The sequence below is a fragment of the Aldersonia kunmingensis genome, assembly GCF_001646865.1.
Taxonomy (GTDB): domain Bacteria; phylum Actinomycetota; class Actinomycetes; order Mycobacteriales; family Mycobacteriaceae; genus Aldersonia; species Aldersonia kunmingensis.
The window spans coordinates 1-3,839 of sequence record NZ_LRRB01000044.1 but is presented as its reverse complement, the minus strand read 5'-3'; the positions used below and the strand labels follow the sequence as shown (position 1 = coordinate 3,839).

The following is a 3,839-nucleotide window of genomic DNA, read 5'->3' as shown; positions in this document are numbered from 1 at the left end:
TTGGGCGCTGTTCACGGCGTTCCCGAGCCGCTGCCGCGGCGCTTTTAGAGGTCCCTTAGACCTGCCACATCGATATCCCAGTAGGAGGCCATAGCCTCGAGCGCGCGAGAGCATCCCACAAGGAGGACCACTGATGCCCACCATCCGTCCCCATGCCATTCGCACGGCACTGATCGCGACCGCCTTCGCGGCCGGCGCCGCGTTCTTGCTGCCCGGCGCCGCCGCGGCCGCACCGACCGATCACCCGCTGCTCAATACCACCTGCACGTTCGCCCAGGTGGACGCGGCCATGCACAAGATCACCCCGGACCTCGCGGAGCGGCTCGACGCCAACCCGGAGCGCAAGGGCAAGGTTGCCGAGTTCTTCGGGAAGTCCGCCGACGAACGCAAGGCCTTCCTTGCCCAGAAACTCGCCGAAAACCCGGGGGCAAAGCAGTTCCTCCAGCAGGGCGACCACCCGCGCGCTGCCGAAGCCGCTGCAAAGGCCAGGGAGATCGCTGACACCTGCCACCAGTACTGACACGGTCGTTGGGGCAAGATAATTAGCCGTGCCTGAGCTCACCCGCGTTCTCGTCGTCGACGACGACAAAGACGTCCTCACCTCGCTGCAGCGCGGGTTGCGACTGTCCGGCTTCGAAGTGACGACCGCGGATGACGGCGCGAGCGCTCTGCGCAGTGTCAACGAGCAGGCCCCGGACGCGATCGTGCTGGACATGAATATGCCGGTGCTCGATGGCGTCGGCGTGGTCACCGCACTTCGCGCAATGGGCAACGATGTCCCGATCTGTGTGCTCAGCGCACGCAGCTCGGTGGATGACCGAATCGCCGGACTGGAGTCGGGGGCCGACGATTACCTGGTCAAACCGTTCGTTCTCGCCGAACTCGTTGCGCGCTTACGGGCGCTGTTGCGGCGCCGGGCCAACCCGCCGGCGCCGGCGCCGGCGGCGTCCAGCGGGATCACCTTCGGGCCGCTCGAGGTGGACCTGCTCGGACACCGCGCCATGCTCGCGGGGCAGGAAGTCGACTTGACCAAGCGAGAGTTCGAACTGCTCGCCGTGCTCGCCAACAATGCGGGCGTGGTGCTCACCCGAGCCCGGCTGCTCGAGCTGGTGTGGGGGTACGACTTCGCCGCCGACACCAACGTGGTCGACGTGTTCGTCGGCTATCTGCGGCGCAAGCTCGAGGTGGACGATCACCCGCGCCTCATTCACACCATCCGCGGTGTCGGTTTCGTGCTGCGGCCACAGCGATGAAACGCGCCTTCTCGCTCCGGGTACGCGTGGCTGCGGCCACTGCGCTGGCTACGGCCATTATCGTTGTAGCCCTTGGAATCACGGCGGTGCAGGGCCTCAAAACCTACAACATTCGGCAGGTCGACCAGCGGCTCGAAACCACATCGCGCCTGGTGCTGCCCAATCCTAAGATCGCCGCGTGGGTGATTGCGTTGCGCGCCCCGGTCAATGATTTGAGTGTCACCATCCGCGAGGGCGACGAAATCATCGCCAGCGTCGGTGTACCCCTGCCGGAATTGCCCAACGGCACAAGCACTGTCGAGGTTTCCGGGGCACCGTGGCGGGTCTACACCGCCACCGCCCCCCGTAACGGCGAGAAGGTCACGATAGCGCTGCCTGCCGCAGAGGCCGACAGCATGAACGCCGATCAACGGCGCAAGGTGGCGCTCGCCGGTCTCGTCGCGATCGCCGCGGCCGGCGGGTTGGGCTGGTTGCTCGGCGGTCGCGCCGTCCGCCCCATCCTGCAGCTGACCGAACGGGTCAATGCCCGTCCTCCACAACCCATTCCACCAGTCTCAGGCGTCCGCGAGGCCGAGGAGCTGGCCGCAGCGGTGAACGATATGCTGCAACGCGTCACCGATGCCCAGGCCCGCACCGAGGGCGCGCTCGAGACGGCCCGCGACTTCGCCGCCGCGTCCGCGCACGAACTGCGGACGCCACTCACCGCGATGCGCACGGATATCGAAGTGCTGCGCACGCTCGACATGGACGACCGGCAGCGTGCCGAGATTCTCGACGACCTGCAACGCACCGAAGGCCGGGTGGAGGCCACCCTGACCGCGCTGGAGAAGCTGGCCTCGGGCGAGTTGTCGCGCGAGGCGGAACGGACACCCACCGATATCGCCGAATTGTGCGATCTCGCGGCACATGACGCGATGCGGCACTACCCGCAACTCAAAGTCACCGTGGAGGCCGAGCCATCGGTGATCACGCCCGGTCTGCCCGCAGGACTGCGGCTCGCCATCGACAACGCGCTCAGCAATGCCGTCCGGCACGGCGGCGCGGAGCACGTTGTCCTGTCGGCGAGTCGGCACGCCGACGGCGGCGTGACGGTTGCGGTGGACGACGACGGCCGCGGCATCCCGCAGGCCGAACGCGAGGCGGTATTCGAACGGTTCAAACGCGGCACCGACGCCGCGCAGGGAGGTTCGGGCCTCGGCCTGGCCCTCGTCGCCCAGCAGGCCGAATTGCATGGCGGCAAGGCGTACTTCGAGGATGGCCGATTCGGCGGGGCCCGGCTCGTGATCGAGCTGTGGTCGGTGCGGCCACCTCTGCAGCAGCGCAGCTAGCTCGACGGCACTCCCCCGGACGCATGGTGCGGGGCATACCGTGGACCAATGAGTGCGCAACTACCCGACTGGGCGACACCGTTCGAGCTGCAGCCGCATCCGGAAGGCGGTTGGTATCGGGAAACCTGGCGCAGCGAAGTGACTTTGACGGAGTCCGCGCTACCGTCCGGGTACTCGGGTCCGCGATCGGCAGGAACCGCCATCCTGTTTCTGCTGCTGCCCGGTGAGCAGTCCGCCTGGCATACCGTGCGCAGCGCCGAAATCTGGCTACACCACCGCGGCGGTCCCATCGAGTTGAGCATCGGCGGAAACGGTACCCAGCCCGGGGCCGGGGAGACCGTGATACTCGGCCCGGATCATCCTCAGCACGTTGTGCCACCACTACATTGGCAGCGCGCGCGTCCGACCGGGGCCGATGCGGGACTGGTGAGCTGCGTGGTGGTGCCGGGCTTCGACCTCGCCGACTTTCGCCTGACTGGCGCAGTCGAGTCTTAGGTTGGACGCGTGGCCAGCAAGAGCGAGGAATCCCGCGCCGGGGTACGGCTGACAAACCTCGACCAGCCGCTGTTCGATGGCGCTGACGCAACGAAGCGCGATCTGGTGGACTACCTCGACGCCGTCGCGGACCGGATCATCGGCGGGTTGCGCGATCGCCCGTTGTCGGTGATCCGGGTCCGACCGGGGCAGGACCCGTTCATGCAGAAGAACGTGCCCAAGTACACGCCGGAATGGGTTCGGACAACCCAGATTTGGGCCGCGGCGTCCAAGCGGGAAATCTCCTACGCGCTGTGCAACGATCGGCGCACCCTGCTGTGGTTCGCCAATCAGCGCTCGGTCGAGTACCACCCGACCCTCTTCCGTGCGGATCGGTGGGACCGCGTCACACATCTGGTCCTCGACATCGATCCACCTGCCGGAAGCGCCGCGTTCTCGCTGGCGGTCCACGCTGCTCACCTGGTTCGGGAGGCGCTCACCGACGCAGGGCTTGCCGGCGCCGTGAAGACCAGCGGTGCCAAGGGCGTGCACATCGTGGTCCCGATCGATACCGATCACACGATCGAGGACGCCGCCGCTGCAACGCGGGCCATCGCCGCGCGGGCCGAACGCATCGATCCCGATTTGGCGACAACCGCTTTCGTCAAGGACGAGCGGCACGGAAAGGTGTTCATCGACTCCACACGCGCTGGTGGGGCAACGGTCGTGGCTGCCTACAGCCCGCGAATCCGTCCGGGCAGTCCCGTGTCGTATCCGATCGGCT

5 protein-coding genes are annotated in these 3,839 nt (G+C 67.2%); all 5 read left to right on the top strand.

Annotated elements, in window-relative coordinates; genetic code table 11:
- The first annotated feature begins 133 nt into the window (after positions 1–133).
- Positions 134–520, top strand: coding sequence for a hemophore-related protein (locus A8G08_RS03695; protein ID WP_068270303.1), 387 nt, complete (start codon positions 134–136; stop codon positions 518–520).
- Between the two features lie 28 nt (positions 521–548).
- The gene (locus A8G08_RS03690) at positions 549–1,253 is read left to right on the top strand and encodes a response regulator transcription factor (RefSeq protein ID WP_068270301.1); all 705 of its coding nucleotides are present in this window, start codon (positions 549–551) and stop codon (positions 1,251–1,253) included.
- An 86-nt stretch (positions 1,254–1,339) separates the two neighbouring features.
- Entirely contained in the window at positions 1,340–2,581 is a 1,242-nt protein-coding gene (locus A8G08_RS03685) for a sensor histidine kinase (protein WP_245672609.1), read from the top strand.
- 48 nt (positions 2,582–2,629) lie between these two features.
- On the top strand, positions 2,630–3,076 hold the full coding sequence (locus A8G08_RS03680) for a cupin domain-containing protein (RefSeq protein ID WP_068270298.1): 447 nt from the start codon (positions 2,630–2,632) through the stop codon (positions 3,074–3,076).
- Between the two features lie 9 nt (positions 3,077–3,085).
- The coding region (locus A8G08_RS03675; protein ID WP_068270295.1) for a DNA polymerase domain-containing protein at positions 3,086–3,839 on the top strand (754 nt) is incomplete at its 3' end.

Coding starts and splice junctions, on each gene's coding strand:
- A8G08_RS03695 (WP_068270303.1), top strand. CDS start 134: ATGCCCACCATCCGTCCCCATGCCATTCGCACGGCACTGATCGCGACC.
- A8G08_RS03680 (WP_068270298.1), top strand. CDS start 2,630: ATGAGTGCGCAACTACCCGACTGGGCGACACCGTTCGAGCTGCAGCCG.